This is a genomic window from Sphingomonas sp. Leaf231, from assembly GCF_001421995.1.
In the GTDB taxonomy this organism is placed as follows: domain Bacteria; phylum Pseudomonadota; class Alphaproteobacteria; order Sphingomonadales; family Sphingomonadaceae; genus Sphingomonas.
On the sequence record NZ_LMLS01000002.1, the window covers coordinates 193074 to 213008 of the forward strand.

Sequence of the window (19935 nt, forward strand, 5' to 3'; positions counted from 1 at the left end):
CCGACGATATCGTCTCAGACCGCGCGCCATGCGAACGGCAGCAACAGCGCGCAGGCGATGGCGGCAACATCATAGGGCACGGGATGCCCCCAGCCGTAAAGGGCGACGCCCAGCGACGGGCCGAGGACGAAGCTGGCGCCGCTGATGCTGGTCACCTTGCCCGCCACCGATGCCTGTAGCGGTGCACCGACCGCCAGGCTCGACCCGGCGGTGAAGCCCGGGCGCACGAAGCCGAAACCCAGGCTGGCAAGCGCATAGCCGCTGGCGATCGCGGGCAGGGTGGTCGCATGGCCGGTCGCCCAGCAGCCCAGCGCCGCCAGCACCAGCCCGACCAGCACCAGCGCGCGCGGCGCGAGGTCCAGCAGCGGGATCAGCCCCCATTGCGCCAGCAACGCCGCACCCGCGCCGGTCATCAGGACCAGCCCGGTCGCGCCCAGCGCCTCGACCGGCGGCACGCCGAGCCGGTCGATCACGAGGAAGCCGACCACCTGCCCCGCCATCGCCTGCGCATGGCCCATCACCAGCCCGACGAGCAGCCACGCCCTGATCCGCGCGTCGAACATGCCGATCCGCACCGCCCCCGTCGCCTCTGCCGCGGCGGCGGTGACGCTGGCGCCCGACGATTGGCCGCCGATCGACGGATAGGCATTGGCCGCGCCATGCGCATCGCCCTCCAGCCGGCGGTCGTCGGGCAGCCGCCGCCACACCGCGACCAGCATCGCGACCCCGAACAGCGCGAAGACGAAAGCCGGTCCCGCCAGCCCGATCGCGACCGGGCCGACACGCCCGAGGATCAGATAGGGGGCGAGCGCCGGGCCGAGGATCGTTCCCAGCCCGAAGGCGGAGGCGAGCAGCGTCAGCGCGCGCGTCCGCTCCGCGCGGGTGGTGCTGCCCGCGACCAGCGCCTGCACCGCGGGCGGGGCGGCCGCACCGGTCGCGCCATAGATCACGCGCCCGACGATGAAGAGGAGGAACGCCAGCGGGCCGCCGATCCAGCCGTTGATCCCGGCCAGCAGGAACAGGCCGCATAGCGTCAGGCTGACGATGTAACCGCACAGTCCCAGCACGATCATCGCCCGCCGCCCGTGGCGATGCGATCGATCGGCCCAGAACGGTGCGGCGAGCACCCAGAACAAGGCGGAAATGGAGAAGGCCAGCGCCACTTCGGCATCGCGCACGCCCAGCGATCGGCCGAGCGCGGGCAACACCGATTGCAGCGCGGTGTTGCCCGCCGCGATGGTCAGCATCACCGCGAACAGCAGCGCGAACGTCGTATCCTGCGGCTTGCGCATCGCTGCTTGCTCCCGGTGTGTCCCGCCGTCGTGGCGATTAGGCTCTTGGGAGCGGGGCGCAACCCGGCTATGGCAACCGCTTCGTCCGCAAGGCGTTCGTCATGAGGATGACACCAGAGCGTCGTCGCATCAGGGTTCGGGAGCCGTTTTTTCCACATGACCAGTTCCACCGACGCCGTGCGGCGCGACCGCAGCAAAGCCGCCGGCGTGCCCGGACCGTGGCAGATGTTCTTCACCGGTTTCCTTAAGCACCCCGTGATGGTCGGGTCGATCATCCCGTCCTCGGACCGGTTGATCGCGCGGATGCTGGGGCCGGTCGACTGGGCCAATTGCAAGCTTTTCGTCGAATACGGCCCGGGAGTCGGCACGTTCTGCCGCCCGATTCTGGAGCGCATGGCCCCGGACGCGATGCTGATCGCGATCGACACGAACGAGGATTTCATCCGCTACCTCGACCACACGATCACCGATTCGCGCTTCGTCGCGGTGCACGGATCGGCGGCGGACGTGGAGCGGATCGTTGCCGAACACGGGCATGAAGCGGCCGATTACGTGCTGTCGGGCCTGCCGTTCTCGACCCTGCCCGATGGCGTCGGCCCGGCGATCGCCGCGGCCACGCAGCGGGCGTTGCGCGTCGGCGGCGCGTTCCTGGTCTATCAGTTCAGCCCGAAGGTCCGCGACTTCATCGCGCCGCATTTCGAGCGCATCGACCATGACATGGAATGGTGGAACGTACCGCCGGCGCAGCTTTACTGGGGCTGGAAGGACTAGGCGTCGCCGCTCGACCTGCGCGTCGATCCGCCCGTCAGTATAGACCGGGCATTTCGCGCTGTGCGGCATTGGGGCTGGCCGCGAGCAACGGCCGTCGGGCGGATGCGGATAGCAGCGTGGTGCGCGACGTCGAGGCGCTGGCGCCGATCGGCGTGCAACCGCGCCCGGCCAGCCAGCTGAGCGCGGTGCGCACCGATGCCTCCCCCGCATCGCCCAACGGCCGGGTGATATCGTCGGTCGCCTGACAGCTCGCCTCCACCTTGGTGGCGAGGCCATCGAAATAGTCGCCCTGCCGCGCGGCGTTCTGCAGCGCCACGGCGACCGGGCGCAGGCGATCGTCGCTGCACGACGGATTGTCGATCGCGATCTGGCCGACCGGCTTGCCATAGGTGTTGCTGCCGACCAGCGCGAGGTCGCCGCGCAAATAGGGGATCAGCGCGTTGATGACATATTCGCTGGCGGAGGCGGTCTGCCCGGTACCGATGAACGCGATGCGCGTCGGGGCGATCGCCTGCGCCTCGGACTGGAAACGGCGCGTCTGGTTTCGGCTCGATAGCGAGGGGCGGAACGTGGTGTAGGCCTGCACGTCGGACGTGGAGCGGTTCGCGCCGAGCAGGTCGGTGAACGTTTCGGCCGTGGAGAGCAGGCCGCCGCCATTGTAGCGCAGATCGACGATCACCTCCGTGATGCCCTGCGCGCGGAACGTGGCGAAGGCGGCGCGCAGCTGATCGTCGGCGGTGTCGATGAAGGTGCGCAGATTGAGGTAGCCGACCTTGCGTCCTGCGTCGTCGATCACCCGGCTGCCATAACGGGACGATAGCGGTGCGATCGCGAAGTCCGCGCTGGTCACCGTCACGTCGCGCGTGCCGGTGCCATCGGCGATGCGCAGGACGCGCACCGTACCGCGGGTCGATACGTCGAGCGCGGTGTCGAGCGCGGCCTCGCCGGCGGTCAGGAGGTCGGCGACCGTCCGGACCGTTGCGGCGGTGGTGCCGATACCCACGATCTGCGTGCCGCGGTCGATACCGGCGGTCAGCGCGGGTGCGTTCTCATACGCCTCTGTGACGAACAGGCGGTTGCTGGCGTCGAATGCCAGCCTGAAGCCCAGCCCGGCGGTGGCGCCGGAGGCGTAATAGGCGTTCTCCTCCCTGACCGACGTGAGATAGGTGAAGAACCGGTCCTTGCGTTGCCGCCGGGCGGTTTCGGTCAGCGCGTCGAGATAGCCTTGTGCGGTTGCAAACGGAGCCGGGCTGAGGCTGGCGGGCAGCGTTTCCGGGAAGAGATACGATTCGTTCATCTGCGCGAACAGCCAGTTCTGGCGCGCGAGCAGCGAGCAGCCGCTGGCCGGTGGCGTCACCACGCCGGCCGTACCGGCATCGCCGCCGCCCGCGGCCGTGACGCTGGAGCGCATGGTGCCGCCGTCGCCGCCGCCGCACCCGGCGAGCATCGCCACCGCCGCCACCATGCCGATCGTCCGCTGTCCCCGCATCACCATACCCCTCGCGAATCGCTATCGGCCCGATCATAGCCGCGACGACCGCAACCCGATGCCGTCAAACTCGTTAAGGAAGCGCAATCATCGTCGAAAGGCCGTTCATGATTCACCGTACCGCGATCGTCGCCCTGCTGCCATTGTCGCTGGCCGCGTGCGGATCGACCGGCGACGAGACGCGGGCCGTCGCCAACAATGCGGCCGGCGGCGATTATCTGGCGCGGATCGAACAGTTGAACGAGAAGGAGCGTAACGCGGTCCTCTTTCGCGCGATCAGCGATGCGGGACGGGCGTGCCAGGGCGTGGCGCGGTCGGCTTCGGCACCGGCGGTGCAGGGCAATCCGGCGTGGGTCGCGACGTGCGAGGACGGGACGCCATGGGTGGTCTCGATCAACAATACGGGCACGGCCACGGTGATCCCGGTCGCGGCCACGACCAAGTCGGGGTGAGCGACATGTCCGCCCGCCGGCGCGGCAGGCCGATTGCCCCGCGCGACGTGGCGTCGTACCGCTTCACCATGTCCCGTTGGCTATTCCTGCCGCTCCTCGCGCTGACCGGTTCGGCGAGTGCGCGCCCTCCACAAGCCGCCGCCCGCGCGGCCGCGGTGCGCCAGCCCGCACTGGTCGTGCCGGTCGTGGTGCGCCGCCACCCCCACGACCGCGAGGCCTTTACCGAGGGGTTGGTGTGGGACAATGACGCGCTGGTCGAGAGCGTCGGGCTGGAGGGGCGGTCGGACGTCCGCCGCGTCGATCTGGCCAGCGGGCGCGTCCGCCTGCGCCGCACGATCCCCGCCGCCCAATTCGGCGAGGGGCTGGCGCTGTGGAAGCGGGAGGCGATCAGCCTCACGTGGCACGACGGCGTGGCGCACCGCTGGTCGGCGGCGACGCTGAAGCCGCTCGGCACGATGCGTTATGCGGGCGAGGGCTGGGGGCTGACCGCCGACGCGACCTCGTTGATCCGGTCGGATGGCAGCGCGACGTTGTTCTTTCACGATCCCGCGACGATGAAGGTCCGCCGCACGGTGACCGTCACCTTCGCCGGGCGGCCGCTGGACCAGATCAACGAGCTGGAGATGGTCGACGGCGCGATCCTGGCGAACGTGTGGCACCAGCCGTTCATCGTTCGCATCGATCCGGCGAGCGGCGTGGTGACGCGAGTGATCGACCTGCGTGCGATCGTCGCGGAAATCGGCGCGCGCGATCCGGAGGCGGTCGCCAACGGCATCGCGTGGGACGCCAAGGGCCGGCGACTGTTCGTCACCGGCAAGCGATGGCCCTCGCTGTTCGAGATCCGCCTACCACGTTGACGCAGGCGGCACCGGCTTATCGCATCAGCATCCCGCCGATATAGATCAGCCCGTTGGCGGCAAGTTGCGCACCCAGCACCGCGGCGGTGAACATCGCGGCCAACCCTGCGGCGACCGCTCCATGATGTCCGGCGTTCCTGATCGTCGTCATGACCCATCCTCTCTCTTTCGGAGCCGGGGTCTCGTTCGTACGGGATCGCCCGACGCCAATCCTTATATAGCGTCCGGGGCGTCGCCTGTCATCTTGCGGCGCAGCATGGGTGCAGCATAAAAAGCGGCCCGGTCGCGTTGCCGCGCCGGGCCGTAGTGTTGTCCGCAGGAGGAACATCGGTGACGGGGGCGGCGACCGTCGTCGCCCCCGCGAAACTCGTCAGTAATTATAGGCGCGCTCGCCATGCTCGTTGATGTCGAGACCCTCGACCTCGACCTCCAGCGAGGGGCGCAGGCCCATCGTCGCCTTGATGCCGTAGAACAGCACCGCCGAGACGCCGCCCGACAGCACCAGCGTCAGCACCACGGCCTTGACCTGGGTGAACACCTGCGCCGCCATGTCGTACTGGCCGGCGACGACCGGGAACTTCGTGTAATCGAAGAAGCCTTGCCCGCCGAGCGCTGGGTCGGCGACGATGCCGGTGGCGATCGCGCCCAGAATGCCGCCGACGCAGTGGATGCCGAACACATCAAGCGTGTCGTCATAGCCGAGCTTGTTCTTCACCGTGGTGACGAAGAAGAAGCAGAGGGCGCTGGCCGCCAGACCGATCAGGATCGACGTCATCGGCGCGGCGAAGCCCGCCGCGGGCGTGATCGCGACGAGGCCGGCGACCGCCCCCGACACGCCGCCCAGCAACGAGGGCTTCTTGTGGACGATCTGTTCGATCACCGCCCATGCGACTGCCGCGGCGGCGGTGGCGACGAAGGTGTTGACGAACGCCAGCGCGGCAACGCCATTGGCTTCCAGATTGGAGCCGGCGTTGAACCCGAACCAGCCGATCCACAGCAGCGACGCGCCGATCATCGTCATGGTCAGCGAATGCGGCGGCATCGGTTCCGACTTGTAGCCGTGACGCTTGCCGATGATCAGGCAACCGACCAGCCCGGCAATCCCGGCGTTGATGTGCACCACGGTGCCGCCCGCGAAGTCCAGCGCGCCCCAGCCGTAGAGCAGCCCGGCGTCGGCCGGTGAGTCGGCCAGGTAATCCGGGCCAGCCCAGTACCAGACCATGTGCGCCATCGGGAAATAGACGATCGTCAGCCACAGCACGACAAAGACCAGCAGCGGCGTGAACTTTACCCGCTCCGCGAAGGCGCCGACGATCAGCGCGGGCGTGATGCACGCGAAGGTCATCTGGAACGCGATGAACGCATATTCGGGGATGTAGACGTTGTTCGAGAAGGTCGCGGCGACCGACGTGGCGGTCACGCCGTTCAGGAACATCTTCGAAAAGCCGCCGACGAAGGCGTTACCGCTGGTAAAGGCCATGCTGTAGCCCCAGCACACCCACACCAGGCTGGCGACGCAAACGATCATCAGCACCTGCATCAGGATGCTGAGCATGTTCTTGGTGCGGACCAGCCCGCCGTAGAACAGCGCCAGCCCGGGCACGGACATCAGCAAGACCAGCGCGGCGGAGATCATCATCCAGGCGGTATCGCCCTTGTTGACCATCGTCGCGGCGACCTCCGCGGCGGGCGCGCGCACCGGCGCGGCGGCCTGCGCCAGCGCGGGGCCGGCGGACGATATGGTGGCGGCCAGCCCCCCGGCGATGGCCGCAAGATTGCGTGTAAGCGTCATCGGTCCCCCCATCACAATGCCGTGTCGTCGGTTTCGCCGGTGCGGATGCGCACCGCCTGTCCGACGTCGAGCACGAAGATCTTGCCGTCGCCGATCGCGCCGGTATTCGCGGCCGCCTGGATCGCCTCGACCACGCGGTCGGCGATGTCGGTGGCGCAAACCACTTCGATCTTGATCTTGGGCACCATGTTGGTGCTGTATTCGGCGCCGCGATAGATTTCGGTCTGCCCCTTCTGGCGACCGAACCCTTTCACCTCCGATACCGTCATCCCGGCCACGCCGACGGTGGTCAGCGCCTCGCGCACCTCGTCGAGCTTGAACGGTTTGATGATCGCTATGACCAGCTTCATCGCGCCCCCTTTTGCATTGCCTGTCGACGAGCAACGCAAGCGCCGTGCCAACACGGCGCACAGGGAAGATCAGCCCGAAGCAGGTCCTAACGGGCGTTAATAATCGTGCAGCGGGCTGCCGCTGCCCATTTTTCAGGCAGCGCCGACGATCGCCTGCGCAGCGGCCAGATCATCCTCGTCGACCATCACGCGCACCGGGATCAGCAGCCAGCTGCCGTCGGCGATGCTGGAGCCGCCATCGAACGCCAGGGCAGGGATGTCGTCCGCTTCCAGCCGCGCGACGAGGATGTTGGCGAGGTTCCGGTCGTAGCGTCCCAGTTCGACGAGCGCCATCAGCCGGGCACGCGCTCGGGATTGCGGACGGGCAGTCCGTCGATGCTGGTGGTGCGCACCGCATATTTGCCGAAGCGCGTCGCATCGCTGGTGGCCGCGTGATATTTGTTCAGCGTCTGCCGCTCGCGCTCGAACGCCATGTGCGGCACGCCCCAGCCGCACGAGGTCTGCACCCGGTCGACCGCGATCACGAAAATCTGCCGCGTGCCGGGCAGCAGGGTGAAATGGCCGGCAAGCTCCGCCCAATCGTCGTCCTGCGGCAGCACCGGGCGGCCGTGGCCGTAGATGCGAAAGATCAGCGCCGGATTGTCGAAGGCGCAGAACATGATCGTGATCCGCCCGTCGGCGAGCAGATGCGCGTTCGTCTCGTTCCCCGATCCCGCGACGTCCAGATAGGCGACGGTCGTGTCGTCGAGCACGCGGAAGCTGTCCATGCCCTTGGGGCTGAGATTGATGCGCGCATCTGCCGCCGCGGTGGCGACGAAGAACACCGGTTGTTTCGCGATGAAGTTGCGATGGTCGGCGGTCAGGGCGGGGAAGAACTCCATCGACGATGCTCCGTGTTGACGCGCATCATCCGTGCGCACAACATGCGCGCCATGAAGCACGATCCTGTCCTTTCGGGCAAGCGAAAGCCGGTCAATCTGTCGCTCGACACGGGCGTCGTCGCGCTGGCACGCGATCAGGGATTGAACCTGTCGCAGGTCGCGGAGACGGCTTTGAAGGTCGCTATAACGTCGGAGCGCGAGCGGCGATGGCGACAGGAAAATGCCGCGTCGATCGAGCGACATAATCGCTGGATCGACGAAAACGGCATTCCGCTCGGCGATCTTCCCGTTCTTTGATGGCCCAGTTTGCGATCTATCGGATCGACGGACACGGGCTCGTCGTCGATTGCCAGTCCGACCTGCTGTCGGATCTGCGCTCCCGCGTCGTCGCTCCGCTGCGCGAGGCAGGGGAGGACAGCGTGGCGCTTTCGCGATTGAACCCGTGCATAAAGATCGACGGCGTCGCCTACCGCGTGGCGACGCAATTCCTTCGATCGGTCGATCGCCGCTTTCTGAACGAGCAAGTCGGGTCGGCGGATGAGATCGAACGGGAGATCAAGGCCGCGCTCGATATGCTGATCTCGGGCTTCTAGGCGGTCCCGCCCACCGTCAGCCCGTCGATCAGCAGCGACGGTTGCCCGACGCCCGCCGGCACGCTCTGCCCGCCCTTGCCGCACACGCCCACCCCCTCGTCCAGCGCGAAATCGTTGCCGATGCCCAGCACCCTGGTCAGCACGCTCGGCCCGTCGCCGATCAGCGTCGCGCCCTTGATCGGGGCACCGATCCGGCCGTCCTCGATCCGGTACGCCTCGGTGCACGAAAAGGTGAACTTGCCCGAAACGATGTCGACTTGCCCGCCGCCGAACGACTTGGCGAAGATGCCGCGCTTCACCCGCGACAGCAATTCGGCAGGATCGTCGCGCCCGGCCTTCATGAAGGTGTTGGTCATGCGCGGCATCGGCGCGTGCGCGAAGCTTTCGCGACGCCCGTTGCCGGTGGGCGCGACGCCCATCAGCCGGGCGTTGAGCCGATCCTGCATATAGCCCTTCAGGATGCCGTCCTCGATCAGGATCGTCTCCGACGTCGGCGTTCCCTCATCGTCGATGGTCAGCGATCCGCGGCGGTCCGCGATGCTGCCGTCGTCGACGATCGTCACGCCCGGCGCGGCGACCCGCTCCCCGATGCGGCCCGAAAAGGCCGAGGTGCCCTTGCGATTGAAATCGCCCTCCAGCCCGTGGCCGATCGCCTCGTGCAGCAGCACGCCCGGCCAGCCATTGCCCAGCAACACCGTCATCTCGCCGGCGGGGGCGTCGATCGCGTCCAGATTGACCAGCGCCTGCGCCAGCGCCTCGTCGATGGCACGGTTCCACATCGTCGGTTCCAGCAACCGATCGTACAGATAGCGTCCGCCGACCCCGAACGAACCGGTCTCCCGCCGTCCGTTCGCCTCCGCGACGATCGACACGTTCAGCCGCACCAGCGGTCGCACGTCGGTGGCGACGAAGCCGTCGGGACGCACCACCTCCACCACGCTCCACGTGCCCGACAGCCCGACCGACACCTGCGCCACGCGCGGATCGCGCGCCCGGGCGGCGGCGTCGATCGTCTGGCACAGGTTCACCTTGTCGGCGAACGGCACCAGATCGAGCGGATCGGCGTCGGTATAGAGGCGGTGATTGGTGCGTGCCGGTGGCGCGGCCTTCGCCTGCGTCGACGGATCGATCAGCGCCATCGTCTCGCCCGCGCGGCGAATCGCCGCCTCGCTGAGTTCGTTGGCGTGCGCGAAGGCGGTCATTTCACCCGATACCGCGCGCAGCCCGAAACCGGCGTTGGTATCGTAGCTGGCGGTCTTCAGTCGCCCGTCGTCGAAGCCGAACGCCTCGGCCTTGCGATATTGCAGGAACAGTTCGCCGTCGTCGGCGCGCGCCAGCACGTCGGCGGTGACGCGCTGCGCCGTGGCGAGATCGAGCGTGTCGCGGTACAGGAAGGAGCGGGGATCGGTCATGCCGACCAAGATAGGCGCGCCGGGCCCGCGATACTACGCCCCGTGATTAGCCCCCGATCAACGCCAGGATCAGCGCGGATTGGAACCTTCGTGGACGTCGCGCAGCGTCGCCGGGTCGACGCCGTCCGCCGGGCCGCCGATCAGCACGAAGCGCCGGTCGCAATAGCCGCAGTCGACATAGCCATGCTCGTCGATCTGCAGCCACACGCGCGGGTGGCCCAGCGCCGCGCCACCGGGGATGTCGGTCGCCCCGTCGCAGGCGACGCGGGCGGAGGAGGTGCGGACGAGTTCGGACGGCGGCTGCATAATGCCCGCGATTAGCAAGCCGGTCCGCCCGAAACAATCCTCCGTTGTTGGCATCCGCGACACGCGCGCCTATCGCACCGGTCATGACCGCCACGACAGACGCCGCCATTGCGATCCGCGACCTGTGCAAGACCTACGCCGGGGTGAAGGGCGGCGCGCCCAAGCGTGCGCTGGACGGCGTCAGCTTCGACGTGCCGCGCGGCAGCATCTTCGGGTTGCTGGGGCCGAACGGCGCGGGCAAGTCGACGTTGATCAACATCCTGGCCGGGCTGGTCAACAAGACCAGCGGGACGGCGTCGATCTGGGGATTCGACATCGACGACCATCCGCGCAACGCCAAGGCGTCGATCGGGATCGTCAATCAGGAGATCCTGTTCGACCCGTTCTTCACGCCGGTGGAAACGCTGGAAATCCAGGCCGGGCTGTACGGCGTGCCGAAGAAGGAGCGTCGTTCGATGGAGCTGCTGCGCGCGGTGCATCTGGAGGACAAGGCGCGCGCCTATGCCCGGACGCTGTCGGGCGGCATGAAGCGGCGGTTGATGGTCGCCAAGGCGATGGTCCACCAGCCGCCGGTGCTGGTGCTGGACGAGCCGACCGCCGGCGTCGACATCGAATTGCGCCAGCAACTCTGGACCTATGTGCGCAGCCTGAACGACGCGGGCGTCACGGTGGTGCTGACCACCCATTATCTGGAAGAGGCCGAGGAGCTGTGCGACCGCATCGCGATCATCAACCACGGCCGCGTCATCGCCAACGAACCGACCGCCGAACTGCTGGGCAAGGCGCAGGAGAAGATCGTCGCGGTGACGGTCGACCGCGATGTCGCCACGCTGCCCGACAATGCGTGTTTCGGGAAGGTCGCGCTGAAGGGCACGCGCACGCTGGAGATCACCTACGCCAAGGACCGCGTGAACGCGGGCGAAGTGCTGGGTGCCATCCAGGCGGACGGCTATGGCATCGTCGACGTCTCCACCAAGGAGGCCGATCTGGAAGACGTGTTCCTGAACCTGACCCGCGCGGCAAACGCCGGACAAGCGTAGCCAAACCCCGCGCCGCGACCTAGACCTTGGTCGTAAGCCATTGGCGAGGCTTCGTTATGCTGCGATAGCGCGGCAAGACGAGGGGAACGGGCGATGAAGGTGATCCTGCTGGCGGCTGCCGGTTTGATGGCGCAGGCGGCAACGCCTTCCCCTGTGGAGCAGGCGCGGGCGATCGTCGGCGATGCGCCGGCCACGCCGCAGGTGCTGGTGCTGGCCGACGTGCCCAGGGCGACGGGGCCGGCGCGCGCGCTGTTCAACGGCCGTGACCTGACGGGATGGCAGCCATGGCTCGGCTACCCCGATCCGGCGGTCACCTATCGCGACAAGCCGGGTGCGACGCCGATCGGGCGTTCGCGCGCGACCACCGGCGATTTCGCGGTGAAGGCGATCGACGGCAAGCCCGCCTTGTGGGTGAAGGGCGAGACATGGGGCGCGCTGGTCCATGACGCCGACCTGCGCGACTATCACCTGCGGCTGGAATTCCGCTGGGGCGACAAGCGCTGGGCACCGCGGATCGGGCAGCCGCCGAACAACGGTCTGCTCTATCACACGCACGGCGCGCCCGGCGCGGTGTTCGGCACCTGGCAGCCGTCGGTGGAGTTCGAGATCATGGCGGGGTCGACCGGCATGGCGGTGGCGGTCGGGCGCGACCTGCGCATCCGCACCACCGCCGCGCTGGACCCGGCGCTGATCTCCCCGCCGGTCCGTTACCGGCTGGGCGGCAGGCCGGTCGAGATCGTGAACGGATCGCTGATCTGGAATGTCGAGAATGCGCGCGACGCCGAACGGCCGGCGGGGGCGTGGAACATCCTCGACCTGTACGTACTGGGCGACCGTGCGGTGCATGTCGTCAACGGCGTGCCGGTGATGGTGGTCGAGGGGCTGGCGACCGTCGGCAAGGATGGCGCGCGCACCCCGCTGACCCACGGCCGCATCCAGTTGCAGTCGGAAGGTGCGGAGACGTGGTTCCGCAACCTCTCCGTCGAACCGATCGACCGGCTGCCACGGGTAGTGGAGAAGCGCTGACGCGTTCCTGCTCCACGCAGTCAACGCACGGGTGGATGACGATCGTGGCGGATGCGGCGGCCGACGTAACATAGGCTGTCCTACTGCCACCCAACTATGCCACATGGATCGGCATGTACCTTGCCCATCCCCTGCCACGCCAGCGCCTCAACATTCGCAACATTCGCCGGGCCGCCCGATGAGCGAGAGCGACGTCCTGATCGTCGGCTCGGGTGCCGCCGGGCTGACCGCGGCGCTGAACCTCGCCGATCGCTTCAAGGTGACGGTGCTTGCCAAGGGCGCGCTGAACGACGGGTCGACCGCCTGGGCCCAGGGCGGGATCGCCGCGGTGCTGGAACCCGGCGACACGTTCGACCACCACGTCGAGGACACGATGGTCGCAGGGGCGGGGCTTAACGACCGCGGGATCGTCGAGTTCGTCGTCGAGCGCGCGCCCGCCGCGATCGCGCGGTTGCGCGCGCTGGGCGTGCCGTTCGCGGAAGAGGGCGGGGCGCTGCACCTGACGCGCGAGGGCGGGCATTCGCACCGCCGCATCGTCCATGTCGCCGACGCCACCGGCTGGGCGGTGCAGGAGGCGTTGCAACGCGCGGCGGAGGCCCACCCCAACATCACGTTGGTGCCGGATCAGGTCGCGATCGACCTGGCCACCGGCCGGCACGAGCAACGTTACTCCGGCGCGGGCAACGTGTGGGGGGTATATGCGATCGACCGGCGGACCGGCGCGGTCGGGCTGCACACCGCGCGCGCGACGATCCTGGCGACCGGCGGGGCGGGGCGGACGTATCTGTTCTCCACCGCGCCGCGCGGTGCCACCGGTGACGGCATCGCGATGGCGTGGCGCGCGGGCGCGCGGGTGTCCAACATGGAATTCATGCAATTCCACCCGACGTGCCTCTACCATCTGGAGGTCAAGAATTTCCTGATTACCGAGGCGGTGCGTGGCGAGGGCGGGCGGTTGATCAACCCGACCACCGGCAAGCGGTTCATGCCGTATTACGACGCGCGGCTGGAACTGGCGCCGCGCGACGTGGTGGCGCGCGCGATCGATGCCGAGATCAAGCGCTACGGGCTGGATTGTGTCCATCTCGACATCAGCCACATGCCGCCCGAATTCGTCCGCGCACACTTCCCCAACATCCACGAAAAGCTGCTGGGGCTGGGGATCGACATGACGACCTCGCCGATCCCGGTGGTGCCGGCGCAGCATTACACCTGCGGCGGGATCGTCGTCGATCGCGACGGGCGCACCGATCTGCCCGGCCTGTATGCCGCGGGCGAGTGCACGCAATCCGGGCTGCACGGCGCGAACCGGCTGGCATCGAACTCGCTGTTGGAATGCTTCGTCTTCGGCGAGGCGGCGGCGCGGCACATCGCCGAATGCTGGGACAGGATGCCGCCGGTGCCGGTGATCCGCCCATGGGACGAAAGCCGCGTGACCGATTCCGACGAGGAAGTGGTCATCAAGCAGAACTGGACCGAGATCCGCCGCTTCATGTGGAATTACGTCGGCATCGTGCGGACGACCAAGCGGCTGGAGCGCGCGCAGCATCGCATCGACCTGCTCCGTTCCGAGATCGAGGATTATTACGGCCACTTCCGCGTCACCCCGGATCTGATCGAGCTGCGCAACCTGTTGCAGACCGCCGAGTTGATCGTGCGGTCGGCGCTGCACCGGCACGAAAGCCGCGGGCTGCATTACACGCTGGACTGGCCGGAACTGCACGACCCGCCGGTCGACACCGTGCTGGTTCCGTGAGCGTCCGCGAATCAGCGGGTTGCAACCGGCCGACTCGATTCGTCGCGTGACGGCGGGCGGTCGTCGCAACGCCGGGGCCGGGGGCTATGCGGCCGATGGCGCGACCGGCACACCCCGTGGCGAAGCGGGGGCAATGACGGCGGACATGGGAAAGACGACATTCGCGCGCCGGACGACGGTGATCGGCTGGTCGCTGCTGATCGCGGGATGCGGGGCAGGGGCGGGCTCGACGCTGATCCCGGCCGCGCCGCCGCCGCCGCTGGTTTCCGTTGCGGTGCCGCCGCCCGCGCCGCCGCGTCCGAAATCCGCGCCGCGCGCGCTGCAGGAACGCGTCGCGCAGCTGGTCCGCAGCTTCCCCGGCAAGGCCGGCGCCGCGATCCAGGCGGTGGACGAGGACTGGATCGTCTCGCAGGGCGGCACCCTGTACTTGCCGCAACAGAGCGTCAGCAAATTGTGGGTGGCGATGACCGTGCTGGCGCAGCGCGACGCTGGCCGGCTGAAGCTGGACGATCCGGTGCTGGTGACGCGTGACGACCTGACGCTGTTCCACCAGCCGATCGCCTCGCTGGTGACCGCCACCGGCTATCGCACCACGGTCGGCGCGCTGCTGACCCGCGCGCTGACGCAGAGCGACAATACCGCCAACGACCGGTTGCTGACCGTGGTCGGCGGCCCGGCGGCGGTGCGGCGCTTCCTGGCGGATAAGCGGTTGAACGGCATCCGTTTCGGCCCCGGCGAACGCCTGTTGCAAAGCGGTACGGCCGGCGTGACCTGGACCCAGTCGATGGCGACGGGGCGCGGGTTCGAGGCGGCGCGCGCGCGGCTCGACCCGGAGACGCGCAGCGCCGCGCTGCAACGCTATATCGACAATCCCCCCGATGGCGCGCAGCCGTCCGGGATCGTCGAGGCGCTGGCGCGGCTGGCGCGCGGCGAGTTGCTGAGCGAGACGTCGACCCGCGTGCTGCTGGAAACGATGGCCGCCTCGCACACCGGGCGTGCGCGGTTGAAGGCGGCGACCCCGGCGGGGTGGACGCTGGCGCACAAGACCGGGACGGGACAGGATCTGGGCCGCCGCAACGCCGGGTTCAACGACATCGGCCTGCTGACCGCGCCGGACGGTCGCCGCTACGCGATCGCGGTGCAGATCGGCGACACGACTGCGCCGATGCGCATGCGCCAGGTGCTGATCCAGCAGGTCGCCGCCGCGCTGACCGGTGCGCAACCGCGCGCCGGGGGCGTGGACGAAGCGGAAAATTGACCCAGCGCCGCGCCGTCGTTCGGCCGCGCGCGCAATGACGGGCGCGCCACGAAGCGCGGTTCCCACTCACCCCGATCCGTTATAGGGCAACCGGCATGCCGCACCTCTATCTCGTCGACGGATCGGGCTATATCTTCCGGGCCTATCACCGCCTTCCGCCGCTGACCAACCGGCACGGCGAGCCGGTCGGCGCGGTCTATGGCTATACCACCATGTTGTGGAAACTGGCCGACCAGCTGCACAGGGCCGACGGCCCGACGCACATGGCGGTGATCCTCGACAAGTCCAGCACCACGTTCCGCAACGAATTGTACGACCAGTACAAGGCGCATCGCCCGCCGCCGCCCGAGGACCTCGTCCCCCAATTCCCGATGATCCGCGATGCCACGCGCGCCTTCTCGCTGCCGTGCATCGAGGAACAGGGGTGGGAGGCGGACGACCTGATCGCCAGTTATACGAAGGCGGCGCTGGCGCAGGGCTGGCAAGTGACGATCGTCAGTTCCGACAAGGATCTGATGCAGCTGATGACCGACCCGTCGGTCGACATGCTGGATACGATGAACAACCGCACGCTCGGCCCCGCCGATGTCGAGGCGAAGTTCGGGGTCGGCCCGGCGAAGCTGGGCGACGTTCTGGCGTTGATGGGCGACAGCGTCGACAATGTGCCGGGCGTGCCGGGCGTCGGACCGAAGACCGCGGCCAAGCTGATCCTCGAACATGGCGACGTCGAAGGCGTGCTCGCCGCCGCCGAGGGGATGAAGAAGGGCAAGCTGCGCGACAATCTGATCGAGCATGCGGATGCGGCGCGGATGAGCCGCCGGCTGGTGGAACTGGCATGCGACGTGCCGTTGCCGCAGCCGCTGGACGAACTGTCGCTGGCCGATGGCATCCCGGACGCGCCGCTGCGCGCGTTCCTCGACCACCACGGCTTTCGTACGTTGCTGTCGCGGCTGGGCGATGTCGCCGACGCGCCGGTCGCGGAGGCCGCCAGCGATGCGGCGTTCGACGAGGACGAACCGTCCTGCAACCACGACGGCTATGAGACGGTGGTCGACGACGACGCGCTGGACCGCTGGATCCAGGTCGCGCGGCACCAAGGCTGGGTGGCGATCGACACGGAAACCACCGCTAAGGACCCGATGCTCGCCGAGCTGGTCGGCGTGTCGCTGGCGCTGCACCCGAATCTCGCCTGCTACATTCCGCTGGGCCACGGCGGCACCGACATGTTCGCCGAACGCCCGCCACAGCTGGATCGTGACGCCGCGCTGGCCAGGCTGAAGCCGTTGCTGGAGGACGAGGGCGTCCTGAAGATCGGCCACAATCTGAAATACGACATGATCGTGCTCGGCCGGCTGGGCGTCGGCGTCGCGCCCTATGACGACACGATCGTGCTGAGCTTCGATCTGGATGCCGGGCTGCACGGCCATGGCATGGACGAACTGGCCGCCACGCATCTGTCGCACACGTGCATCGCGTACAAGGAGGTGGTCGGCACCGGCAAGAAGGCGCTGGGCTTCCACGAGGTCGATCTGAAGGCAGCCACGCGGTACGCCGCGGAGGACGCCGACGTGACGCTGCGGCTGTGGCGGCGTTTCAAGGCGCGCGTGCCGGCGGAAGGCGCGACGCGCATCTACGAGATGGTCGATCGCCCGCTGGTCGCGGTGATCGCGCGAATGGAGCAGCGCGGGATCAAGGTCGACCGCGAGAAGCTGGCGCAGCTGTCGGGTGAGTTTTCCACGCAGATCGCGCAGCTGGAGGGTGTCGTCCACGAACTGGCCGGCGGTCCGTTCACGATCGGCAGCCCCAAGCAGCTGGGCGACGTCCTGTTCGAGCGGATGGGCCTGAAGGGCGGGCGCAAGGGCAAGAGCGGCGTTTACTCCACCGACGTGACCGAGCTGGAGCGGCTGGCCGCCGACCGTGACTCGCCGGGTGCGCAGATCGCGGGCAAGGTGCTGGAATGGCGCCAATTGACCAAGCTGAAGAACACCTACACCGATTCGTTGCAGGAACAGATCCATCCGCAGACCGGCCGCGTCCACACCAGCTATTCGCTGAGCGGCGCGCAGACCGGGCGGCTGTCCTCCACCGATCCGAACCTGCAGAACATTCCGATCCGCACCGAGACTGGTCGCCAGATCCGCGACGCGTTCGTCGCGGAACCGGGCAACGTCATCCTCGCCGCCGATTATTCGCAGATCGAGTTGCGGCTGGCCGCGCACATGGCGGACGTGCCGCAACTGAAGGAAGCCTTTGCGCGTGGCGACGACATCCACTCGCTGACCGCGCAGGAACTGTTCGGCGAGGTGACGCGCGATACGCGCGCATCGGCCAAGACGATCAACTTCGCGATCCTCTACGGCATCTCGCGCTGGGGGCTGGCCGGGCGGCTGGATATCTCGGCGGACGAGGCGCAGGCGATGATCGACCGCTATTTCGAGCGCTTCCCCGGCATCAACCGCTACATCGCGGAGACCCTGACGCAGGTGCGCGAGCGCGGTTTTACGGAAACGCTGTTCGGGCGCAAGACGCACTTCCCGCGGATCCGCAGCAAGGTGCAGCACGAGCGACAGGGCGCGGAGCGCGCCGCGATCAACGCGCCGATCCAGGGCACCAGCGCCGACATCATCAAGCGCGCGATGGTGCGGATGGAGCCGGCGTTGCTGGATGCCGGGCTGCCCGACGTGCGGATGTTGTTGCAGGTCCACGACGAACTGGTCTTCGAACTGCCCGTGGGCGACGTCGATCGCGCGCGCCCGGTGATCGAACGCGTGATGGCGAACGCGGCGACGCCCGTCGTGGTGCTGGACGTGCCGTTGGCGGTGGAGATCGGCGTGGGCGCAAGCTGGGGAGCGGCGCATTGATCGCGCCGGGTGGCAGCGGGCCTCAGCCCGCCGCGTCGCACCAGCGCGGGCGGGCGCAGCCTGACCGACGACGCGGCCTCGCCGCGGCGCGGCGGCACCCCGGCCGTCTCGGTGCGTGCGGCCAAGCCATCCGGAGTCCGGCGCGTGACGCCCGGGCTCGCCAGGCCACGCTCGTCATGGCGAAGCAAGTCGCATGACCCGGCAGCCCGAGGATATCGCCGCGCTCGCCAAGGGCGGGCGGACCAACGTCGCGGGGTTCGTCCTGCGGCTGGGCGCGCGCATCCCGTTCCTGTTCATCGCCGGACACATGTATGGCGCGGCGTTGGTCGGGCGTTTCGCGATCGCGGTAGTCGTGGTGGAGTTTGCGGCGTTGCTCGCGACGCTGGGGCTGAAACGCGGGTTGGCACAGGCATTGTCGTCCACCGATCGCCCGCACAACCATGTCGTGTTCGATGCGCTGGCGCTCGCGCTGATCGCCAGCCTGATCGCCAGCGGGGTGTTGTTCGCCTTCCCTCAGGCGATGTACCCGAATTCGGCGATCGGCGGGCTGGATCGCTTGTTTCCGCTGATCATCCTTGCCCCCGCGCTGTCGGACGTCAGCCTGGCCGCGCTCGCCTATCGACATAACGTGAAGGCCAGCGTCACCGCGCGCGCGGTGATCGAGCCGTGGACGCTGTCGATCTTCGCGTTCCTGTTTTCGTTCTTCACGCTGAAGGACGGGCTGGTGCTGGCCTATGTCGCCAGCATGGTCGCGGCGCTGACCGCCAGCATCGTGCCGTTGCTGCGCAGCTACGGCGTGCCCGCCGGCTGGTCGCCGCATGTCGGAATGTTGTGGCAGATGACGCGCGCCAACACGCCGCTGGCCGGTGCGGACGCGCTGGAATGGGGCAGCCGCAACGTCGACCGGCTGATCCTGGGTACGTTGTTCGCGCCCAGCGTGGTCGGCATCTACTACATGGCGCAACAGGTCGCGAGCCTGCCGCAGCGATTGAAGACCAGCTTCGACCCCATCCTCGGCCCGGTCGTGACGCAGAGCCTGGCGCGCGGCGACCTTGCCGCGATCGCGCGACAGGTGCGTCAGGTCGCGTTCTGGATCATCGCCGCGCAACTGGCGCTGGCGATCACCGCATCGATCCCGCGCGAAGGCGTGATGGCGACGATCGGGCCGCAATTCGTCGGCGGTGCGGCGGCGATGGTGTTCCTGTTGTTCGCGGAGGTCTTCGCCTCGACCGGCGCGGTGTCCGAATCCGCGCTGGTGTATATGGCGCGCCACCGCAACCTGTTGATCTCGGCGACGATGCTGGGGTTGCAGATCGCCTTGTCGTTCGTGCTGATCCTGTCCCTGCGCGCCGCCGGATACGGCGTGACGACGCAGGCGGCGGGGGCGCCGGTCGCGCTGATGCTCGTCGTGCTGCTCACCTCGTTCATCAAGGCCGGGGTGCTGGGGCGGATGCTGGGGACGAGCGTGTCGCCGATGCGCTGGCCGCTCGTCTGGGCGGCGTGCGCGGGTGCGGCGGTGGGCGGGGCGTTCGCGTTGCTGCCGCCGGCCTATCGCTGGGCACAGGTGTCGATCGGGGTCGCCGCGACGCTGGCGGCCTATCTCTACGTGATCTGGCGCTACGCCTTCGGCCCGGACGACCGCGCGCTGTTCAGCAAGATGCCCAGCGCGGAAGAGGCGACTTTGCCGAACGAGGGCAGCTTCATCCGCTAGAGCGGTTTCCGACCACGTTGCACTACCGTCATCGCCCCTTGGGCGCCCGCTATGCGGCGGGGCGCCTTCGACCGGCCGCGGCGTTGCT

General features: G+C 68.3%; 20 protein-coding genes. 11 read left to right on the forward strand and 9 right to left on the reverse strand.

Translation table 11 applies throughout. The features are described 5' to 3' along the window. Positions 1-14: 14 nt before the first annotated feature. Positions 15-1292, reverse strand: a complete 1278-nt coding sequence (locus tag ASE95_RS07170) for an MFS transporter (protein ID WP_056633835.1) — start codon at positions 1290-1292, stop codon at positions 15-17. 156 nt (positions 1293-1448) lie between these two features. Between ASE95_RS07170 and ASE95_RS07175 the strand changes: the two genes are divergently transcribed. Beyond that, positions 1449-2063, forward strand: a complete 615-nt coding sequence (locus ASE95_RS07175) for a class I SAM-dependent methyltransferase (RefSeq protein ID WP_056633839.1) — start codon at positions 1449-1451, stop codon at positions 2061-2063. Positions 2064-2097: 34 nt separating this feature from the next. Here the strand turns inward: ASE95_RS07175 and ASE95_RS07180 are convergent, their stop codons facing one another. Next, a complete protein-coding gene (locus ASE95_RS07180) occupies positions 2098-3552 on the reverse strand; it encodes a S41 family peptidase (protein WP_327196704.1) in 1455 nt (484 codons plus the stop codon). Between the two features lie 107 nt (positions 3553-3659). Here ASE95_RS07180 and ASE95_RS07185 point away from each other — a divergent pair, with 107 nt between their 5' ends. Further along, the gene (locus ASE95_RS07185) at positions 3660-4004 is read left to right on the forward strand and encodes a hypothetical protein (protein ID WP_056633842.1); all 345 of its coding nucleotides are present in this window, start codon (positions 3660-3662) and stop codon (positions 4002-4004) included. A 68-nt stretch (positions 4005-4072) separates the two neighbouring features. Next, positions 4073-4861 carry a glutaminyl-peptide cyclotransferase gene (locus ASE95_RS07190; RefSeq protein ID WP_056635871.1) on the forward strand — a complete coding sequence of 263 codons (789 nt, stop codon included), beginning with the start codon at positions 4073-4075 and terminating at the stop codon, positions 4859-4861. 16 nt (positions 4862-4877) lie between these two features. Here the strand turns inward: ASE95_RS07190 and ASE95_RS18430 are convergent, their stop codons facing one another. The 5 genes from ASE95_RS18430 to ASE95_RS07210 form a co-directional block, all read right to left on the reverse strand. Then, complete coding sequence (locus tag ASE95_RS18430) at positions 4878-5012, reverse strand: hypothetical protein (RefSeq protein ID WP_268795813.1); 135 nt, start codon at positions 5010-5012, stop codon at positions 4878-4880. Positions 5013-5231: 219 nt separating this feature from the next. Then, positions 5232-6653 (reverse strand): ammonium transporter, encoded by a 1422-nt coding sequence (locus ASE95_RS07195; RefSeq protein ID WP_056633845.1) that lies wholly within the window; start codon positions 6651-6653, stop codon positions 5232-5234. Between the two features lie 11 nt (positions 6654-6664). Beyond that, positions 6665-7003 carry a P-II family nitrogen regulator gene (locus ASE95_RS07200; RefSeq protein WP_022688100.1) on the reverse strand — a complete coding sequence of 113 codons (339 nt, stop codon included), beginning with the start codon at positions 7001-7003 and terminating at the stop codon, positions 6665-6667. Positions 7004-7135: 132 nt separating this feature from the next. After that, positions 7136-7336, reverse strand: a complete 201-nt coding sequence (locus ASE95_RS07205; protein ID WP_056633846.1) for a putative signal transducing protein — start codon at positions 7334-7336, stop codon at positions 7136-7138. Beyond that, a complete protein-coding gene (locus tag ASE95_RS07210) occupies positions 7336-7884 on the reverse strand; it encodes a pyridoxamine 5'-phosphate oxidase family protein (RefSeq protein ID WP_056633849.1) in 549 nt (182 codons plus the stop codon). The genes ASE95_RS07205 and ASE95_RS07210 overlap by 1 nt, the downstream gene beginning before the upstream one ends. A gap of 15 nt (positions 7885-7899) precedes the next feature. Here ASE95_RS07210 and ASE95_RS07215 point away from each other — a divergent pair, with 15 nt between their 5' ends. Both ASE95_RS07215 and ASE95_RS07220 read left to right on the forward strand, forming a co-directional pair. After that, positions 7900-8181 carry a type II toxin-antitoxin system CcdA family antitoxin gene (locus ASE95_RS07215; protein WP_235528229.1) on the forward strand — a complete coding sequence of 94 codons (282 nt, stop codon included), beginning with the start codon at positions 7900-7902 and terminating at the stop codon, positions 8179-8181. Then, positions 8181-8477, forward strand: coding sequence for a CcdB family protein (locus tag ASE95_RS07220; protein WP_056633852.1), 297 nt, complete (start codon positions 8181-8183; stop codon positions 8475-8477). The genes ASE95_RS07215 and ASE95_RS07220 overlap by 1 nt, the downstream gene beginning before the upstream one ends. Here ASE95_RS07220 and tldD read toward each other — a convergent pair. Together tldD and ASE95_RS07230 are read right to left on the reverse strand one after the other, a co-directional pair. Then, entirely contained in the window at positions 8474-9889 is a 1416-nt protein-coding gene (tldD, locus tag ASE95_RS07225) for a metalloprotease TldD (RefSeq protein ID WP_056633855.1), read from the reverse strand. The two genes, ASE95_RS07220 and tldD, sit on opposite strands and share 4 nt — an antisense overlap. 69 nt (positions 9890-9958) lie before the next feature. Further along, the gene (locus ASE95_RS07230) at positions 9959-10195 is read right to left on the reverse strand and encodes a zinc-finger domain-containing protein (RefSeq protein ID WP_056633859.1); all 237 of its coding nucleotides are present in this window, start codon (positions 10193-10195) and stop codon (positions 9959-9961) included. 83 nt (positions 10196-10278) lie between these two features. Here ASE95_RS07230 and ASE95_RS07235 point away from each other — a divergent pair, with 83 nt between their 5' ends. The 6 genes from ASE95_RS07235 (at position 10279) to ASE95_RS07260 (ending at position 19847) form a co-directional block, all read left to right on the forward strand. Then, positions 10279-11235, forward strand: a complete 957-nt coding sequence (locus tag ASE95_RS07235) for an ABC transporter ATP-binding protein (RefSeq protein ID WP_056633861.1) — start codon at positions 10279-10281, stop codon at positions 11233-11235. 93 nt (positions 11236-11328) lie between these two features. Then, positions 11329-12261: a 3-keto-disaccharide hydrolase gene (locus ASE95_RS07240; RefSeq protein WP_082450000.1), complete on the forward strand. Its 933-nt coding sequence runs from the start codon at positions 11329-11331 to the stop codon at positions 12259-12261. 178 nt (positions 12262-12439) lie between these two features. After that, complete coding sequence (nadB, locus tag ASE95_RS07245) at positions 12440-14017, forward strand: L-aspartate oxidase (RefSeq protein ID WP_056633863.1); 1578 nt, start codon at positions 12440-12442, stop codon at positions 14015-14017. A 145-nt stretch (positions 14018-14162) separates the two neighbouring features. Beyond that, positions 14163-15275 carry a serine hydrolase gene (locus tag ASE95_RS07250; RefSeq protein ID WP_056635880.1) on the forward strand — a complete coding sequence of 371 codons (1113 nt, stop codon included), beginning with the start codon at positions 14163-14165 and terminating at the stop codon, positions 15273-15275. 95 nt (positions 15276-15370) lie between these two features. After that, positions 15371-18136 carry a DNA polymerase I gene (gene polA, locus ASE95_RS07255; RefSeq protein ID WP_056633867.1) on the forward strand — a complete coding sequence of 922 codons (2766 nt, stop codon included), beginning with the start codon at positions 15371-15373 and terminating at the stop codon, positions 18134-18136. 193 nt (positions 18137-18329) lie between these two features. Further along, a complete protein-coding gene (locus ASE95_RS07260; protein ID WP_056633870.1) occupies positions 18330-19847 on the forward strand; it encodes a lipopolysaccharide biosynthesis protein in 1518 nt (505 codons plus the stop codon). Positions 19848-19935: the final 88 nt, after the last annotated feature.

Excerpts from the sequence above, each read along its gene's own strand:
- ASE95_RS07170 (WP_056633835.1), bottom strand. The coding sequence starts at position 1,292 with ATGCGCAAGCCGCAGGATACGACGTTCGCGCTGCTGTTCGCGGTGATG.
- ASE95_RS07175 (WP_056633839.1), top strand. The coding sequence starts at position 1,449 with ATGACCAGTTCCACCGACGCCGTGCGGCGCGACCGCAGCAAAGCCGCC.
- ASE95_RS07180 (WP_327196704.1), bottom strand. The coding sequence starts at position 3,552 with ATGCGGGGACAGCGGACGATCGGCATGGTGGCGGCGGTGGCGATGCTC.
- ASE95_RS07185 (WP_056633842.1), top strand. The coding sequence starts at position 3,660 with ATGATTCACCGTACCGCGATCGTCGCCCTGCTGCCATTGTCGCTGGCC.
- ASE95_RS07190 (WP_056635871.1), top strand. The coding sequence starts at position 4,073 with ATGTCCCGTTGGCTATTCCTGCCGCTCCTCGCGCTGACCGGTTCGGCG.
- ASE95_RS18430 (WP_268795813.1), bottom strand. The coding sequence starts at position 5,012 with ATGACGACGATCAGGAACGCCGGACATCATGGAGCGGTCGCCGCAGGG.
- ASE95_RS07195 (WP_056633845.1), bottom strand. The coding sequence starts at position 6,653 with ATGACGCTTACACGCAATCTTGCGGCCATCGCCGGGGGGCTGGCCGCC.
- ASE95_RS07200 (WP_022688100.1), bottom strand. The coding sequence starts at position 7,003 with ATGAAGCTGGTCATAGCGATCATCAAACCGTTCAAGCTCGACGAGGTG.
- ASE95_RS07205 (WP_056633846.1), bottom strand. The coding sequence starts at position 7,336 with ATGGCGCTCGTCGAACTGGGACGCTACGACCGGAACCTCGCCAACATC.
- ASE95_RS07210 (WP_056633849.1), bottom strand. The coding sequence starts at position 7,884 with ATGGAGTTCTTCCCCGCCCTGACCGCCGACCATCGCAACTTCATCGCG.
- ASE95_RS07220 (WP_056633852.1), top strand. The coding sequence starts at position 8,181 with ATGGCCCAGTTTGCGATCTATCGGATCGACGGACACGGGCTCGTCGTC.
- tldD (WP_056633855.1), bottom strand. The coding sequence starts at position 9,889 with ATGACCGATCCCCGCTCCTTCCTGTACCGCGACACGCTCGATCTCGCC.
- ASE95_RS07230 (WP_056633859.1), bottom strand. The coding sequence starts at position 10,195 with ATGCAGCCGCCGTCCGAACTCGTCCGCACCTCCTCCGCCCGCGTCGCC.
- ASE95_RS07235 (WP_056633861.1), top strand. The coding sequence starts at position 10,279 with ATGACCGCCACGACAGACGCCGCCATTGCGATCCGCGACCTGTGCAAG.
- ASE95_RS07240 (WP_082450000.1), top strand. The coding sequence starts at position 11,329 with ATGAAGGTGATCCTGCTGGCGGCTGCCGGTTTGATGGCGCAGGCGGCA.
- nadB (WP_056633863.1), top strand. The coding sequence starts at position 12,440 with ATGAGCGAGAGCGACGTCCTGATCGTCGGCTCGGGTGCCGCCGGGCTG.
- ASE95_RS07250 (WP_056635880.1), top strand. The coding sequence starts at position 14,163 with ATGGGAAAGACGACATTCGCGCGCCGGACGACGGTGATCGGCTGGTCG.
- polA (WP_056633867.1), top strand. The coding sequence starts at position 15,371 with ATGCCGCACCTCTATCTCGTCGACGGATCGGGCTATATCTTCCGGGCC.
- ASE95_RS07260 (WP_056633870.1), top strand. The coding sequence starts at position 18,330 with ATGACCCGGCAGCCCGAGGATATCGCCGCGCTCGCCAAGGGCGGGCGG.